The 665-nt window shown below is 54.3% G+C and carries 1 protein-coding gene; it reads left to right on the top strand.

Annotation, left to right across the window (positions count from 1 at the left end):
• Positions 1-665: transposase (locus tag HMPREF3009_RS00015; protein WP_198531093.1), on the top strand; the 665-nt coding region annotated here is incomplete at both ends.

The raw sequence follows: 665 nt of genomic DNA, 5'->3' as shown, positions 1-665 counted from the left end.
CGGCACTTCAAAATCTTTATTGACTGGATTCTTTCCGGTGAATCCGCAGACCATTTAGCTAAACGCCTTGGGGTAACCAGACGAACGTTGACCCGATGGTTCAAGCTTTTGTGGTTTATCACCGTGCCCACGTCTACTGACCCCTATCGTGTCTACGACCAGGTCTTTATCGACGGCACCTACTTTCACAAGAAATGCCTGCTGGTCGCCTGCACCAATACACACGTCATCGCCTGGCATTGGTGCCTGCGCGAAAGCTCATACGAGTACCTAAAGCTGCTCGACAAAATCGCGCAACCACTTATCGTCACCACCGACGGGGCAGGCGGAGCGCTCAAGGCACTGCGCATTAAATGGCCCGACGTGAAAATCCAGCGGTGCCTAGTTCACGTCCAGCGCAACACTTTCGCCGATATCAGCCGCAACCCGATTCACCCAGCGCATAAAGCAATCCGGAAACTGGGCTACATGCTTGTTCAGGTACACAACCGTGAAGATGCTGCGCGGTTTACTGCTGCAGTCCACCACACCCGCATCACCTTTGCTGATTGGCTTAAACAGCGCACCTACCGCAGTGCTATACCGGCAGGCCAAGTACCGAAATGGGTCAGCGCTAACCAGAAATGGTGGTACACCCACCGCAACGCCCGCAGGGCTCTAAAACG

This window comes from Corynebacterium sp. HMSC034H07 (assembly GCF_001815175.1).
Lineage (GTDB): Bacteria > Actinomycetota > Actinomycetes > Mycobacteriales > Mycobacteriaceae > Corynebacterium > Corynebacterium hiratae.
Note: the sequence above shows the minus strand (reverse complement) of the source record. Positions and strands in the feature narration are given on the sequence as shown.